Source organism: Bacillus cereus group sp. TH152-1LC (assembly GCF_027710505.1).
GTDB classification, from domain to species: Bacteria; Bacillota; Bacilli; order Bacillales; family Bacillaceae_G; genus Bacillus_A; species Bacillus_A mobilis.
On sequence record NZ_JAQFNK010000001.1, the window covers coordinates 799,208 to 814,200 of the forward strand.

Sequence of the window (14,993 nt, forward strand, 5' to 3'; positions counted from 1 at the left end):
AAAAAGCAGCTATTTATGAGCTGCTTTTTCTATGTTTTTTAATCCGGAGTAAGTTACCCACACTATGAGATTATGAAATTGTTTATTCATTAGTGATGGGCGTAAAAGGACCTTGTTCTAATCTGAAATTTGGATTTTTTAATTCGCGAAGATAACATAGATAATCACGAACTTTAGTGTCCGCTGTTATTTCATCACATCCATGAGAACCGCATTTGTGACAGACAAACCATCCACAATCTGGGCAAACACCTCTGTTATTATAAATATCCAAGGGAGCTTTACATCTTCCGTTTTTACAATGCGCTTGGCGAATAAGCATCACCTCTTGCAAAAGAAATTCTTCTGTTTTCATTGGCTCCTTGAATTTCATTGTTTTCGAACAAGCCACTTTATCAAATCTATGTCCTTTGTGACTCACAATGACATCATCTAGTCTCCACTCATCTTTTGATTGAATATGATAAAAATACATAAAAGGATACAGACGGGGTGTAACATAACGTAAGGGACTTGGTTTTTCTAAATAAAGTTCCTCTCTGAAGATGATGGCGGGTTTACTTTTAGTTTCTCCTAATTTAATGACTGAGTAATAACCTCCTCCTATAATTCCATCAATTCTTAGTTTTAAATGCGGAAGAACAGAACATACAACATAATCTCCTACTGTAAAATTTTCATCAGAATACTTTTTAGTAGCCGTTGGTTTTAACGTTATTTTTGTGCCCATTCGACTCACTCCACTTCGTCATTTATTGTTCTTACTTTCATAATATACCATTTATTTGTAATTAATGGCTTGATTTTTGATATATATAAATTAGTCTAACTCTGAAAAACTTCAAAGATAATTGTATTTAAACAAATAATAGGAGTTATAGAAGCTCTACATTGGGGGGTAATCCAAATAGATGAAATAGAGTAAAAAAGCAGCTACATGAGCTGCTTTTTCTATGAATTTAATCAAGAGTAAGTTAAAGAATAAATACCATGTGATTTTACACATTAGGCATAGGAGTAAAAGGACCAACTTCCGATTTGAAATTAGGATTCTTCAATCCACGAATATAACATAGATAATCACGAATTTTATTATCTACCTTTATTTCGTCGCATCCATGAGAACCACATTTGTTACAGATAAACCATCCGCAATCCGGGCAAACGCCTCTGTTATTGTCAATATCCAGGGAAGCTTTACATCTACCGTTTTTACAATGAGCTTGGCGAATAAACATTACATCTTGTAAGGGGAATGTTTCCGTTTTAGATGCTTGTGTACACACCACGCTATCAAATCTATGCCCTTTGTAACTCACCCTTACATCGCTTACCCACCATCCATCTTTTGATTTAGTATGATAGACATTCTTGAAATTATCAAAATGAGGTATGGCATAACGTAAAGGACTTGGTTTTTCTAAATAAATGTCATTTTTCGGGATGAACGCAGGTGCGCTTTCAGTTTCGCCTACTTTATATACTAAATAATAATCAGAAAGTGGACCTTCTAGAATGCCTGCGATTCTTAGATTTAAATGTGGAAGAACAGAATATACAACATAATCCCCTACTGTAATATGTTCATCGGAATGCTTAATAGTTGTCGGCGCTTTTAATTCTAAAGCCATTCGCCTCACTCCATTTCGTCATTTATTATTGTTGCTTTCATAATATACCATTTATTTGTAATTAATGGCATGATTTTTGACATATATATGAATGAGTAAAACTCTGAAAAACAATTATGTTTTAGCAACCAATATAAGTTGTAGAAAATCTGTATGTGGTTTTTAGTCCTAAAAGATGAATTGAAATTTTAACTAAAAAAGCAGCTACTTATGAGCTGCTTTTTCCATGTAATGTTGGCGGAACCACTTAAAATGAAAAATATAAAGTGCAGTTCCTATATAAAACTGTCCCTCATCCTCTGTAGTTTATTCTTGCTCTCATCCTAGCAGATTGTTTAGGTTTAATATCCTCTTCCTCTATATAATCTCTTAGGCGTTCTGCCGCTTTTTCAAACTGAACGCTACCAAATCCATCTAACATTTCATAATGTTCTATATATTGAACGTGGTTCTTATATACTTCATATTGCTTTTCGGCATAGAAACCTTCGACTGCAAGAAACTGGAATTCGAGATGTAAGTTGTCGAATGCTTCTGATACTACGTTCATCGTGACTTCCTTAACCACACCATCTATGCGGGACATATCCTCATAGATAGTCTCAAGGTCAGCATGTAACTGATTTGTTCTAGCGATTTTTTCTTCTGCGCTCATCTTCCTCAACTTTTCTTTTAATAGGTTACAAATATCGTTTTTTTCGTCTCGCATTTCCTATTCCCCTTATTAGTTATTCTTTTCACCAATGATTCAAAAGTTTTGTCATATAAGCCTATAATCGTAGGTTTTTCGCGACATTTTGGCGGTACACCTAATATATCATTTATTAGAAATATATAACAAATTTTTCTAGGAATCTATAAAAAAAGACAAGACTCCTTTGTATAAAGAAACAGGTCTTGTCTTTTTCACATTTTGACGATATGTATATGGAATACGGATTGAAATATTTATCGTATTCTTCTAATTCCTATACTAATTAAAAGCATAGATAAAGAAAGAAGATGAAGTGCATCCCTCCAAGGGTTTTCTACATAAAATTTAGAAGAAAATAGAAGAACGCCAAGCATAATGAATACAATTTCGCCTTCTTTTTGTAAAAACAAAAGAAAATCATTGTATTTTTTTCTTCTGATTTCAATAATCATGCCTCCTGATACAAAAATCAGCATAGAAGAAACAACATATATAATATTATCCACGCTAAATAATATCCCCCAGGCTACTAATAAAGAAGAAGCCAACATGAGAACAATAGGAATTCTGTTTACCACTTAAATGCTCCTTATCTGTGTTGAGATGATTCTTTTGTATTGATGATATTCTCATCATTTATCGTTATTTATCATACCATATTTCTGAATATATATCGAAGCATATTAATCGATATTTTGAATTTTTTTCTGAATTACCAACATTTTTTTGGATTTGCTAAAATTATTATTCATAAATTATGGCAATAATTCTATTTTTAATGTATTAATCAGAATGATTAGTTAAAGATGAAGAATAGCAAATCGATATTTTTAATAGATTTTCACGAAAGAATTGAGGATATAGATGGATGCAGATACTTAAAGCTTTATTAATATCAATTATTGTTTGTATTATAATGGATGTTCCTTTAAATGGTGCGTATTCTACTTTCTCTCAACATAACTCTTATTTTGTAATGATTCATGAATACTCGTATTTGTTTAAATACTTTTTACTAGTAGTGATATTTACATTTTTAATAATAAGGCATGGCGAGCTAATGGGCTTTGGGAAAATATTTGTTCCTCTTTTATTTGTTGCTGGTATCGCTGGGTGCGTTGTGGTTCTGTGCTGGTATGATGCTGTGAGCCCTGATAAAATTGTTCAGCAAAGAATATGGGGGAAAACCGAAAAAAGCTGGGATGATATACGTGTAGTTATAACAGGTGGAAGAATTGTTCATACAAACGAGAGTGGAGAGAATGAAGAAAGCGTGAAATTAGAATATACTATGCAGTTTAAGGACAAAACTTCTATCAATTTTTGGGACAAAATAGATTCAGTAGAAAAACTCAATAATTATGTAAAAGAAAAACAAATCAATATCTCACATAATTTTGTAGATGATAAATTAGCAAAAGAATTAGAAGAACATATCGATGGAGATGTATTTGTTGCTAAACAAATTTTACAGATTCAGCAATAATGATAATGATGATTTATATTTCCATGATAAAACGGCTTTATATAGCCGTTTTATCATTTTATAACCTAATTTTATTCCATAAACATCACTGACCGTAATTATTACGGTCTTTTTAAATGTCATTTCAAGTTATGTAATTAAAAAACACTTGTAAATTTTTATAGATACAGTATTACGTATATGGAGTACGGTATTACGTATATGTAATACTTACCTATAACATAAAAGGAGGCGTATATAAATTGATTAAACAAAAATTTTTAAAAATAGCTTTGGCTTCAGCTTTGTGTTTCCAATACTTTATCCCAATTGGAAATATCATTAAAGTACATGCTGCTACGGCAGAAGCTACAAGTTTGACTACATCTAAAACCGATACAACCGTATCGCTTCATTGGACTAATCCAGGAGATGCAACTTTTGACCATACGAATATCTACCGAGATGGTATATTGCTTGGCAGCGTTAAAAAGAACAATTACTCTATATTTCATGATTCAAATTTGCTGAAAAACACAACTTATTCTTATAAAGTTACATCTGTAGATGTAAATGGAGAAGAAACAGAGGGTAATAGTATTTCTGTCACAACAGACTCTATAGCTTCTAATGAGGTATTAAAAGGTCTTTGGATGGTGATAGGTACTGATATATTTAATGGAACAACACTTACAAATAAAACAACAGATAGAATCGCAAATACTACAACTATTTATTATAGTGGTTCAACAGATACAATTTGGACAGAACTTCCGACTACATATGATGTAGATAGCTACGCACTAAAAGCTCCTGGTGCAGGTTCATTGAAATTAACATTGTATAATGACCAAAAACAGGTTATAGCGACTGTAAATAACACTGATGCAACAGGAAATAGAGCCTACTTCCCAGTTGCATATGGAGTAAAATATTTAAAATTTGAAAATACCTCTGGGTCTCTTAAAGATGTAGATGAAATGTACTTATATAAAGCAGAAGGACCTTACGAATTAAGTGGAATTAACACATCTAAAACAGACAAAACAGTTTCTTTAAATTGGACTAATCCACCACAAAAAGATTTGGATTACTTAAATATTTATCGCGACGGAAAATTAATTGGAAAAGTAAAAAATAATGCTCTTCCTATTTATCACGATGAAACAGTTGAACCAAATACAACTTATAGTTATCGTGTGACAGCGGTAGATACATATAATAATAACGGGGTTATTTCTTCTAAAGAAACAACTGGGTTAACAACGAATGTCACAACAGACTCTGCAACTTCAAATGAAGTATTAAAAGGATTATGGATGATTCAAGGTCCAGATATTTTCAGTGGTACAACACTTACAAATAAAACAACAGATAGAATCTCAAATACTACAACCAATGTATATTATTCTGGAAATGCAACAGATACACTGTGGACGGAACTTCCGACCACATATGATGTAGATAGTTATGCATTAAAAGCTCCTGGTGCAGGTTCTTTAAAGATGACACTATATAATGACCAAAAACAGGTCATAGCGACTGTAAACAACACTGATGCAACAGGAAACAGAATATATTTTCCAATGGCATCTGGTGTGAAATATGTAGCATTCGAGAATACCAGTCAATCTCTTAAAACTGTAGATGAAATTTATTTATACAAAGTAAAAGATGTAGCTGAAATATCAGGATTGCAAGAAAGCCATTCACATAGCGATGTGACACTATCTTGGAATAATCCAAACGATAACAGTATCGTTTCTTATAATGTATATAGAGATGGTACAAAAATAGCGAATGCAACTAATCTCACATACACTGATAATACTGTTTCACCAAACAAGAAATACAAATACACAGTAAAAGCAGTAAACAACTTGGGAAAAGAATCTCTTGGAGCAACTATTGATGTAACAACAAATAGCATCCCGGACGTTACAAATTTAAAAGAAGTTCACACAAATAATACAGTTAAAATAAATTGGGTTAATCCAGAAATCTCAAGTCTTCATGCTGTAAATGTGTATAGAAATGGAGTAAAGATTGCTTCTGTAACAGGAAATAGTTTTGAAGACACAAATCTATTAGCAAAAACAAATTACTCTTACACTTTAAAAATAGAAGACGAAAATAATTATGAATCAAACGGTTCATTGGTTCATGTAACTACGAATCCTAATGCACCTATGAAGCCAATCATAGAGGTGACTAAAACTACACATAAAGAAATCACAGTTAAATGGGATGCAGTACAGGATGCAGATACATATACTTTAAAACAAAATGGTTCTGTTATTTATACGGGAACCAAAAACACTTTTGAAGTTTTAAATCTAAAACCAGCTACTAGTTACCAATTCGAAGTTTCAGCAGCAAACATAACTGGAACAAGCGACCCAGCTTCTATCCAAGCAAAAACGGTGAATGAACCTGGAAATATTAATATTGAATTCTTCTTTAAAGAATTTCCCAAAGCAGTATCCTATGAAATCACTCGTGATGACCTAAAATGGATTTACCATCCAAGTGATGCAGTAAATGGATACATATATCACCGTGAAGAAAATGTAGAGGGCAACAAGATTTACAAATACACAATTCGTGTGAAAAATAGTTTAGGAGAAGTCATAAAAGAAATAGATGTAACGATAGATGCAGGACAAACTTCTCAAACAAATGATGAGGTGAAAAAAGAAGTATCTTGGGAGTCTACAAATGAGGTAAAACCGCCTGTAGACGAAACAAAACCACCTGTGGATGGAAATAACAACGAATCATCAAAAGACGAGCTTGGAACAAAAAAAGAATATATGGAAAACGGAAAGCTTGTTGAAGAAGTAACGATTTCAAAAGATTCATTAGATAAATATCTAAAGAACAATACAGGTAGTAAAACAATTAATGTATGTTCTTCTGATGCAGCTGAAGTACAAAAAATAAAATTACCTGTTGAAACAGTCGATACATTAAAAGAAGAAAAAGTAACTATTGAATGTGGAACCCAAAGTGAAAATATAAAATTAAAACCTGAGAATATCGTGCTTCCTTCGAAAGCAAAAGAAATACAAATAGAAACAAGTAATAATAAAAAAGAAGTACAGGAAAATCTTAATGGTGGAACTATAGAGGGTGATTTATGGGCAGGTATCGAGCTTACTTTTATTGATGAAACCGGAAATGAAATTGATATGTCCCATCATGAAGGTGGAGCAAAAGTAGAAGTTCCATTCTTCTCTAAAGAAGATATTCATGAATGGAATGTATACAAATACAACGAAGAAAATGGAACTTATGATGTAATTAGAAGCAAAAGCAAAGAGGGATACAAAGTGTTTGAAATAGAAGGCATCGGTGGCAATTACCTATTTGGTAAATTTGATAAACAATTCGAAGACATACCAGCTCGTCACTGGGCATCTAAGGTAATTGAATTCATGGCAGATAAACATTTTATTGATGGAACAGGGGATAAAACATTTGACCCAGATAATCAAGTCACTCGTGCAGAGTTTACTTCTATGTTAGTGAAGGCAATGGGATATAAGAATCCTTCGTTAAAAGAAAGTAAATTTAAAGATGTAAACAAGGATACTTGGTATTATCAAGATGTATTAATTGCCGAGGAACATAATTTAATAAGAGGAATATCGAATACTGCGTTTGCACCTGAACAAACATTAACTAGAGAGCAAATGTTAGCAATTCTAGTTCGCGTTATGGAAAAAGAAGGTGCAACATTAGACGTAGATGATGAAGATACAAAAAACGTAACTACCAAATTTAAAGACTTTTCGAATGTGTCTCAATGGGCAAGTAAATCCATTGCGAAGTCTGTTAAATATGGAATTACTGTTGGAACAAGCGAGTCTTCGATAACACCAAAAACAGATTCTACTCGTGCACAATCTGCTGCATTTATTCAAAGAACAATGAAGCAGTTAGAATGGTATTAAAAAGAAAAGGTTATCTTACCTTATGTTTTAGAAACAAATTAACAATAGTTCTTGTTTTTTGTGAGAAAAATCATAAATAATAATTCATTTAGAGTGCTGCTAAATCACAATGATTTTAGCACTCTATTTTTTATGGATAAAAAATAATTTTTTTTAACAAATAATTAAAAAAGCATGTATATTGTCAAAAAAACAAAGGATGATTAACATGAAAAAACTTGGAACTTTTGGAATGGTATTAACAATTGTGGGGTTATTATTAGTGATTCTCGTTGCAAAAAATGAGTTTTGCGGACCTAATAACATCATTGAAGTTAAACCACAAGCGGAAGATTTTCAAAAAGAAATTGAGAAGTCTAAAAAAAATCCATACGAAGGTATGGTTATTCACGATTACACAGAAAGAATTCCTTATCAACCTGAGGAATCAATGCAAATTTGGGAACAGTGGTATAAATAGTATTCTGTTTACCTATTACCTAAAACGAAACTAAAAACAACAAAAGCAGCGGAATTTCATCCCTCTGCTTTTTTTATTTATATACAACTTATGATAATTCTATTATTAAATAAAAAAGCATAGCAAAGGCTATGCAATAAATCCGATATTTATATTGGCTAATGCTCGCAATCGTTCATTTTGGATATCTGTTAATTTCCCCTCATGCCATAACAACATACTTTGTGCTGCATCTCGAACGAATTTCTTTCTATTTTCTGTATGTAAACATGTTTCTAAATGCGAAATATAATCCTCCAAAGATTTTTGTGGCACCATTCTCGATTTGTGTTTTATTTTTTTTGTTTGAGTTTTCATAGATATTTCATTCTCCTTATCTTTTTCAAATTATACTTGTTTTTTATGAAAAGAGTTGAAATATCTTAAATACATGTGGATATAACTGAAACGATTTTTGGAAATAATGATGAAAATTGAATCGGGGTGAATGTATCTTGACATTTGGTATGATAAATGAATGGAATGAAGAATGGAAACTGTTTATGAAAGAGCAACTTGAAGGTGAAAACCGTTTGAAAAGTGTGTTGTTATTTTCGGAACAGGTACAAGATTTCTTGAAAAATAGCATGTTTAAACAAGCATACACAGATATGGTATACGTCCTTGACTCGTTCGGAATGAAGGTATTCTATGTTGTAATATCAAATACACAAGAACAAATTTCATTTGAAATAGATAAATGCGGTAACATCGATGAATTGAATGCAATCTCACATATGGATGAAAAAGAACAATGTGCATTTTTGGACTTATTAAAAGAATTCAATATTGTTCAAAAGGTGATGGATTATTGGGAAAAACAAGAGAAACCGATAGACATAAACGAATGGTATAATTGGCATGAATTATAATAAAGAACAATAGGGTAGTATCTGATTGATAAACAAAGAAGGAAGACTGAATACGGAGCTCTTATATCTTTTATTTTCAGAAAATGTTTTACCCGTTTTTTTAAATTGTATATATAATTTAAAAAACCAAAGAAGGTAGGATATTGAATTATGATTAATACACAAGAAAACGAATTACATTACACAAAAGATGTATCTGAAGATGAGTATGTGGAAAGAAAGGTTTATGAATTAGGAATCATAATGGAACTAGGTAGTGAAGAGGAATTCTTGGAGCTAAAGAAAACAGAAAAAGAATTGATAAGTCAAATGCTTGAACAGAAAGCATCATTACCTAATTTCCTTGATTACGTAGTGTACGCAAAATCTTTAAACGATATCGAAAGCTCGGTTAATATAGATTTATCTATTGTAGATGATACTCTTTATGTTGAAGGAATGACAAGAGCTGAATATGAATCTATTCTAGAATATCGCGTTATTGAAGAAGTTGAAGGAAATTGTAATGATTTTTACTTCCCTTTCAGTTTACCTGGTCTATTCGAAGCTTTAAAAAAATTCAATGCACTTTATACAAAATTATCTTTTGAATAAATAAATCCTATCCAAATACACAAACAATCAATAACCATTGAAGCCTCTAACGAATATGCAGTTAGAGGTTTTTTAACGAAATCCCAAATTAAAAGAGGAAATTAATGGATTTAATTTCAACCTAAAATTTATATATATGGTACGATAATTAAAAAAACGTGAAAAGGCAATCATCCTTTTCCATTAAGGAGAATGTAAAATGAATCAAATTCTAGTTGAAGAAACATTAACTGAGGTTATCAAAAGTTTCAAGGAGGAATACAAGAATAATATCGGAACTTGTAGATTCCATAAAACAAAACCTAAGTATGGTGGTTATAAATTTCAAGTGGATTATGTAAAGGGCGAAATCGATATTAAAGAACAATCTATTAGCGCTACATTGGAAGTTGCGAGAGATGTAGATAAAATTCCATACTGTCTCGAATATTTAAAAATGGTTGCTGATGCATTAGGGTTTAAAATTGTTTCTATTAATTTAGAAATGGATTACACTTATCGTATTTCGGATTTAGAGGAACAAGCAAAAGCTGCTATTCTTGACGCAGGTTGGAAACAAAAAGACTTCGATGTATTCGGGTTATTCTACGTAAGACAATTCTATTATGACTTTACTAATACAATTGTAGATATTATTGATTTAGCAAATCGAATTTCTACTTACGTATTTATCAGACATGAAAAAGATTCCTTATTTGAACGTGATGCAACTTTACTCAAGGGGAGATTGTTTGCGTGGAAATTTGAATATAAAGGTTTCAAAGGGATTATATCGATTGTAAAAGAAGAAGACTCTATATATGTAACAGAAGAAACAACTGGTTACAAAAAACAAGTATCTCCTAAAACTTCGATGATTCGAATCGTAAACGAAATATTGGAAGACGGATTACAACAACAATCATTGCAACTACTTATTAAACCTTCTTTTAAATACTTTGAAGGAAGATTGAACAGTATTAGCGTTAAGTCTCATGAAATGGCAGAAAAGATGTTTGAAACACTTATCCAAGAAAGAGATGCAATAGAAGTTGAATCATATTTTTCAAAAGAATACATTCACTATGAGAGTTATGTAGTTGAAGGAAGTGCAGTTCTATTAACGATTTCTAGCTATATTTTTGTATTTTATGCCCAAATACCAGATACTTTCTCTGTTTTTACTGTAAATGAAATAGAAAAAGCAAAAACAAAGTTTCAAGAGTTGATAGGTATTCAAGGTATGCATAAACGAGAACATGCTATTGAACGTCTTAAAAACGAATTAAAGAAAAAAGGGAAAATGAATATATAAAAAGAAGCCTTTAATGGCTTCTTTTTTTCGTTTCAATGTCTATTTAAATACTAAACTTGTATTTTGGTTGAAAACAATAAATTGAAGTGAATATAAAGTTTTAATAAGGGGATTCTCATTACGTAGTGTTTGATTCTTTTCTCTTTCATATAATTTAAATTATAACCAATAGAAATTATTGACAAAAAGGAAAACTAATTTATAAATAAACAAATAAATACAAAAAAAGGATGATTACCGTGAAAAAAGATACAATAAAAAGAGAGATATTTAAAAGACAAATTACGAAAGTTATAATCGATGGAAAAGATGCAATGATTTATTACTTAGATGGGAAAAAAATTCGAATTTTAGAAAGAACAATTGATGATATTAATATTTCTAAAACAGAAAGTCATGTAGATGTAGTTGAAACAGAAATTCCTATAACAAGAAATAAAAAACGCATTGATTTTCAATTCGGAAACATCGAAGTAAATTTAAAAGACATTCAATACAAATAAACCTCTATTTATAGAGGTTTTTTTAATTTAAGTGTCTATGTAAATATTAATCTCCTATTTTGGGTAAAAACAACAAAATGCAGAAAATATAGATTCTTAATAAAATTATTACCATTAGGTAATTTTTTTCTATATAATGTAATAGAATCACCTAAAAATAACCATTAAATTCATTGACAAAAAGAAAATTTGAATTATAAATTAATAAATACCAAAAAAAGGATGATGACAATGGCGACACAAGAAGCAGTAAAAAAACAAATTACAAAAGTGATAATCACCGGAGCAGATGCGTTGATTTATTACTTAGATGGAAAAAGAATGCTAACGGTAAAAAAACCAGTAAATCTAATTGAGATTTCTGAAACGGAAAGTTCTTTAGATGTTACTGAAACTACAGGTTGGAAAAAAGACTTCCATGACTATGACTTTACCAACATCTTAGTGAAATTAGAAGACATTCAATACAAATAAACCTCATTTTGAGGTTTTTTGTTTTGCTCGTAAGTTTAAATACAATCTACCAAACAGTTATCTAAACTTGGAAAATAATGATAAAATGATAAAAAATGAAGATTGGAGATAGTAGATTATGACATATAAAAATGATTGTGTTCAAGAAAGCCAAGGAGGAAACGGTAATAAATTAAAACAACTGCTACATGTAAATATGAAAGCAGAGATATTGGATAGCGCATTACAACATGTCAGTTATCAAAATGATAAAAGATTCTCATCTGAACACATTGAAAAGGAAAAAGCGAAATCAATTTTGGGACGTTCATTGCTAAACTTATTATTTACCACTCATTTTTTACAGCATTCTCAAATAACTATACAAGACATAAATAAAATAGGTAACGTTGAGCAGCTAAGTAATGATATTTGCTCGTATTACAAAATAAGCGACTTTATATACTTAGGAAATGGGTTACAACAAGAACAAAAAATCTCGCATATTGATATATTAGCGAAAATTATTTATGAGATTTATCATCATTGCGGATACGAAGAAATTTATCGTATTGTGAAACCTGCTCTTCTTTTATTTAATCCTATAAATAATATGGACTACAAAACAAAACTACAAGAATATGCTCAAAGAAAAAAATTAAGCGTTTCGTATAAGTTAATCAAAGAAGAAGGAGAACACCACGATAGGACACTTACAATCAAAGTAGAATGTGGTAGTAAATACGCAATTGCTATAGGGAAAAATAAGAGAAAGACAGAAAAAATGGCAGCAGAAAAATTTATAAAAGAACAAAACATACCAATTGAAATAGGAGAAAAAAAGGAAGAATCGCTTATACGATTAGGGAAACTGAAACATGTTAATCCTAATAGAGTAAAGGAAATAAATATTTTAAAAAATTCTTTCGGTCTTTCTAATAAAGACATATCGGATTATTTATTAGACACATGTTTAATTCATAAATCATACAGAAATGAAGTGAAAAATAAAAACTTAGATACAAATGAGATATTATCTTTTCTAGGTTCATATGTATTAAGTTTTTATACGGAGGAATACCTCTTTGAAAATTTCACAACTTTTTGTCAAGATAGTTCTAAGAATTTAGCAAAAAGAAGGGCAACCATTATTAATAATGAGTTTTTACACTCTAATTTACATGATTTCAACAGAGAAAGTTGGTTGCCTTATATAAAAGGTACCAAGGGTATTGTTGACAGTGTGCCAGCGAAATCTCTTGCTCCAACTATTTTTAAATCTCTCATCGGCTCATTGTTTATTCATTCATATATTTACAAAAGCAACAGTATAGAAGATGCAAGGAATAAAATCTTTTCTATGATTTCCAAAATTTCCTCAGGACAAGAAAGTAGTATATTATATGGAGTTTGGATACAAGAGTTTTGTGCTCCATTGGAAATGGAATATGTATACAGAGTTAAAGAGAAAGGAATGTCTAATGAAAGAGTATTTTTAGGTGAATTAACACTATCTTACTCAAATAACGCTCTTCCAAAACAAGTATTTAAAACATCTGCTACAAACAAAAAGAGACTTCGAGAAGAATTAGCTAAGCTTATGTTTTTATATTGTGAAGATAATTTTAATTTAAATAAAATGCAACTTAAAATTCCAAATACGGAATCTTGGAACCTACTCTTGAGGGAAATCATCGAAGCTGCAATTGAAAATCGCAAAAAAAATAACGCTAACTTTAGTATTGTCTTAGGTGGGATGTGTTTTGCACATTGGGACTCACAAAATGCAGTTTCTATTTTAGGTCATTTGTATGAAAGAATGTTGTATCAAGAAATTATTGATATTTACATCATCTGGAAACAATTACATTCAGAAATAGATGTAAAAGAAGAGATTCAAAAGAGTAAGTATGTAAAAGAATTAAACTTCCTTCTGTGTGAAGAAGACAACGATTCGGATGAAGTTAACAATGTTGAATCTACAAATGAGAATGATATCGAATTTATAGATGGTCGAGATAAAGCACAAGAACAAACAACTTCAATTGAGAAGCCAATCATTCAACCGAAAAAAATGATATCAAAAGAAGTGAATAAAGAAGTGAATAAAGAAGAAATGCCTCTGGACATTAAGTCATCAAATTCATTGCAACAACCAAAAGTTATGAAGCCTATTGGAGATTCAGTTAACGTTGATGTGCCTGGATATATACCAAAACAGCAAAAGAAAACAATTATTTTTACAAAGATGTATGAATTCCAAACAAATAATTGTCCGTTTTGCGAAAGTTCATTAAATGAAACAGATAACTATATTCAAACTGTATATAAAAAGAATCGAATCATTATTGAACATAGTATATTGAGTTGTTCAATCTGTAGTATAAAAGGTGCATCGAGGAAAATCATAAAAGAGTTAGATAAACATGATTTTTCAGTAGAAATATACGGAGGTTCACCTTCTTACTATGCATCTACTATTATTGAGAAACGTAATGTGGTGACTTATGTAATTGAAAAAAGCAAACAAAAGAAAAAAACAAGTTCAAATACAATAACACCAGAAGAATTGGAAAAACAGTTAGAAATTAAGAAAAAAATAGGATTAGAGGGAGAATCTTATGTGTTTCTTGCAGAAAAAGAGCATCTAAAAAGTATAGGTAGAATGGATTTAGCGGAAAAAGTAACATGGGTTGCTAATGAAAATTGTAATGCCGGTTATGATATCCAATCCTTTTTCGAGGATGGTTCTTATAAATACATTGAAGTAAAAAGTACAACTGCTAGAAATGAAAACTTTTATTTAACAAATAACGAATTAGAAGTAGCTAAAATATTAGGGGATAATTACTTTATATATCGTGTAAGTAATTTAAGAAGTATTCCTCAAATCAATAAGATTCAAAACCCGTATGATTTAATCTCGCAAAACAAGATAGAATTAAAACCAACACAATATATGGTGACGGTAAAATAAGTGGTAATCAATATCTATTCGTACAACTAACAATATAAAACTTAGAAAAGGAGCA

Annotated in this window: 14 protein-coding genes; 9 read left to right on the forward strand and 5 right to left on the reverse strand. The window is 30.7% G+C overall.

Annotated elements, in window-relative coordinates; all coding sequences use genetic code 11:
• Window positions 1-82 precede the first annotated feature (82 nt).
• The 4 genes from PDL00_RS04190 to PDL00_RS04205 all read right to left on the reverse strand — a co-directional run bounded on the left by PDL00_RS04190 (window position 83) and on the right by PDL00_RS04205 (window position 2,903).
• Window positions 83-730, reverse strand: a complete 648-nt coding sequence (locus PDL00_RS04190; protein ID WP_270726737.1) for a hypothetical protein — start codon at window positions 728-730, stop codon at window positions 83-85.
• 268 nt (window positions 731-998) lie between these two features.
• Entirely contained in the window at window positions 999-1,631 is a 633-nt protein-coding gene (locus tag PDL00_RS04195) for a hypothetical protein (protein WP_270726739.1), read from the reverse strand.
• A 292-nt stretch (window positions 1,632-1,923) separates the two neighbouring features.
• Window positions 1,924-2,340, reverse strand: a complete 417-nt coding sequence (locus PDL00_RS04200; RefSeq protein WP_270726741.1) for a hypothetical protein — start codon at window positions 2,338-2,340, stop codon at window positions 1,924-1,926.
• A gap of 239 nt (window positions 2,341-2,579) precedes the next feature.
• Window positions 2,580-2,903, reverse strand: a complete 324-nt coding sequence (locus PDL00_RS04205) for a hypothetical protein (RefSeq protein ID WP_098006933.1) — start codon at window positions 2,901-2,903, stop codon at window positions 2,580-2,582.
• A gap of 290 nt (window positions 2,904-3,193) precedes the next feature.
• Between PDL00_RS04205 and PDL00_RS04210 the strand changes: the two genes are divergently transcribed.
• The 3 genes from PDL00_RS04210 to PDL00_RS04220 all read left to right on the forward strand — a co-directional run bounded on the left by PDL00_RS04210 (window position 3,194) and on the right by PDL00_RS04220 (window position 8,206).
• Window positions 3,194-3,811: a hypothetical protein gene (locus PDL00_RS04210; protein ID WP_098006932.1), complete on the forward strand. Its 618-nt coding sequence runs from the start codon at window positions 3,194-3,196 to the stop codon at window positions 3,809-3,811.
• A 242-nt stretch (window positions 3,812-4,053) separates the two neighbouring features.
• Window positions 4,054-7,746: an S-layer homology domain-containing protein gene (locus tag PDL00_RS04215; RefSeq protein ID WP_270726746.1), complete on the forward strand. Its 3,693-nt coding sequence runs from the start codon at window positions 4,054-4,056 to the stop codon at window positions 7,744-7,746.
• A gap of 208 nt (window positions 7,747-7,954) precedes the next feature.
• Window positions 7,955-8,206 carry a hypothetical protein gene (locus PDL00_RS04220; protein ID WP_098516806.1) on the forward strand — a complete coding sequence of 84 codons (252 nt, stop codon included), beginning with the start codon at window positions 7,955-7,957 and terminating at the stop codon, window positions 8,204-8,206.
• 129 nt (window positions 8,207-8,335) lie between these two features.
• On the opposite strand, the gene PDL00_RS04225 is transcribed toward PDL00_RS04220, so the two are convergent.
• Entirely contained in the window at window positions 8,336-8,563 is a 228-nt protein-coding gene (locus tag PDL00_RS04225) for a hypothetical protein (RefSeq protein WP_270726749.1), read from the reverse strand.
• Window positions 8,564-8,700: 137 nt separating this feature from the next.
• Here PDL00_RS04225 and PDL00_RS04230 point away from each other — a divergent pair, with 137 nt between their 5' ends.
• The 6 genes from PDL00_RS04230 (at window position 8,701) to PDL00_RS04255 (ending at window position 14,938) form a co-directional block, all read left to right on the forward strand.
• Window positions 8,701-9,117 carry a hypothetical protein gene (locus PDL00_RS04230; protein WP_270726751.1) on the forward strand — a complete coding sequence of 139 codons (417 nt, stop codon included), beginning with the start codon at window positions 8,701-8,703 and terminating at the stop codon, window positions 9,115-9,117.
• A gap of 150 nt (window positions 9,118-9,267) precedes the next feature.
• On the forward strand, window positions 9,268-9,711 hold the full coding sequence (locus PDL00_RS04235; RefSeq protein WP_270726753.1) for a hypothetical protein: 444 nt from the start codon (window positions 9,268-9,270) through the stop codon (window positions 9,709-9,711).
• 199 nt (window positions 9,712-9,910) lie between these two features.
• On the forward strand, window positions 9,911-11,005 hold the full coding sequence (locus tag PDL00_RS04240) for a hypothetical protein (RefSeq protein WP_270726756.1): 1,095 nt from the start codon (window positions 9,911-9,913) through the stop codon (window positions 11,003-11,005).
• Between the two features lie 239 nt (window positions 11,006-11,244).
• A complete protein-coding gene (locus PDL00_RS04245; RefSeq protein WP_270726759.1) occupies window positions 11,245-11,508 on the forward strand; it encodes a hypothetical protein in 264 nt (87 codons plus the stop codon).
• Between the two features lie 231 nt (window positions 11,509-11,739).
• Window positions 11,740-11,982 carry a hypothetical protein gene (locus PDL00_RS04250; RefSeq protein ID WP_270726761.1) on the forward strand — a complete coding sequence of 81 codons (243 nt, stop codon included), beginning with the start codon at window positions 11,740-11,742 and terminating at the stop codon, window positions 11,980-11,982.
• Window positions 11,983-12,100: 118 nt separating this feature from the next.
• Window positions 12,101-14,938: a protein NO VEIN domain-containing protein gene (locus tag PDL00_RS04255; protein ID WP_270726764.1), complete on the forward strand. Its 2,838-nt coding sequence runs from the start codon at window positions 12,101-12,103 to the stop codon at window positions 14,936-14,938.
• Window positions 14,939-14,993 lie beyond the last annotated feature (55 nt).

Coding starts and splice junctions, on each gene's coding strand:
- PDL00_RS04190 (WP_270726737.1), bottom strand. CDS start 730: ATGGGCACAAAAATAACGTTAAAACCAACGGCTACTAAAAAGTATTCT.
- PDL00_RS04195 (WP_270726739.1), bottom strand. CDS start 1,631: ATGGCTTTAGAATTAAAAGCGCCGACAACTATTAAGCATTCCGATGAA.
- PDL00_RS04200 (WP_270726741.1), bottom strand. CDS start 2,340: ATGCGAGACGAAAAAAACGATATTTGTAACCTATTAAAAGAAAAGTTG.
- PDL00_RS04210 (WP_098006932.1), top strand. CDS start 3,194: ATGCAGATACTTAAAGCTTTATTAATATCAATTATTGTTTGTATTATA.
- PDL00_RS04220 (WP_098516806.1), top strand. CDS start 7,955: ATGAAAAAACTTGGAACTTTTGGAATGGTATTAACAATTGTGGGGTTA.
- PDL00_RS04225 (WP_270726749.1), bottom strand. CDS start 8,563: ATGAAAACTCAAACAAAAAAAATAAAACACAAATCGAGAATGGTGCCA.
- PDL00_RS04235 (WP_270726753.1), top strand. CDS start 9,268: ATGATTAATACACAAGAAAACGAATTACATTACACAAAAGATGTATCT.
- PDL00_RS04240 (WP_270726756.1), top strand. CDS start 9,911: ATGAATCAAATTCTAGTTGAAGAAACATTAACTGAGGTTATCAAAAGT.
- PDL00_RS04250 (WP_270726761.1), top strand. CDS start 11,740: ATGGCGACACAAGAAGCAGTAAAAAAACAAATTACAAAAGTGATAATC.
- PDL00_RS04255 (WP_270726764.1), top strand. CDS start 12,101: ATGACATATAAAAATGATTGTGTTCAAGAAAGCCAAGGAGGAAACGGT.